This window comes from Acinetobacter sp. WC-743 (assembly GCF_000335555.1).
Lineage (GTDB): Bacteria > Pseudomonadota > Gammaproteobacteria > Pseudomonadales > Moraxellaceae > Acinetobacter > Acinetobacter bereziniae.
The window spans coordinates 1-695 of the sequence record NZ_AMFQ01000016.1 but is presented as its reverse complement, the minus strand read 5'-3'; the positions used below and the strand labels follow the sequence as shown (position 1 = coordinate 695).

Below are 695 nucleotides of genomic sequence, written 5' to 3'. Positions count from 1 at the left end.
CCTCGGTAGGAAGCGAGCTCCATAACCTTCGCCTGCCCATGGCGTCAATACATCAACCCAAGCTGAGTCGGTATCATTGTCATTCGAGCCTGCACCACCATCATGGCTGTGGTCTTCATTGCGGGTAAAGAGGAAGCGAACCTTGATGCGTCCCCATTCATCTACATGGATTTCTTCTCCACTTGGACCAACCACTTTGGCGCGTTGTGGGTGAGCTACTGGACGGTGTTTGAGTGGGTTGTATTCTGGTGCCGTACTGATGTTTCTGCGTTGTAAGATCAGCTGATTGGCTTGGCGTTCTTCACTGTTGTTTGTGGGGATACTGTGAGCTGCCAATGGCTGTGTTCAACTAAACGATTGATTTGTTCGTTGAGGTCTTTGGGTAAATTATTTTGGTTATAAAAGTTTTTGGAGATGATCAAGAACTGCTGATCGGCAGAATCTTTTTGATCGATTTGAGGATGCCCTTTTAGCTCAAGGTAATAGCCGACTTGTGCATCTCGTACCGTCGATATTGCCGTGAATTGTTTGGCTTGGGCATCGTAGTAGTTGCTAAGGTTTTGGTTAAAGCGTTCGATCTGACTATTGCCTGATGCCGTTGCACCATCTTCCCCATTCAGGTCAGGTATCCATGCAGGGCTAAAGTGCCATACTTGTTCTAAGCCTAGACTAGCATTGTCGTACTGGTCACTGTG

The 695-nt window shown here is 47.3% G+C and carries 1 pseudogene; it reads right to left on the bottom strand.

Going from position 1 to position 695, the window contains the following annotated elements:
• Positions 1-695: pseudogene (locus tag ACINWC743_RS02485) on the bottom strand (contractile injection system protein, VgrG/Pvc8 family); the annotation flags it as partial.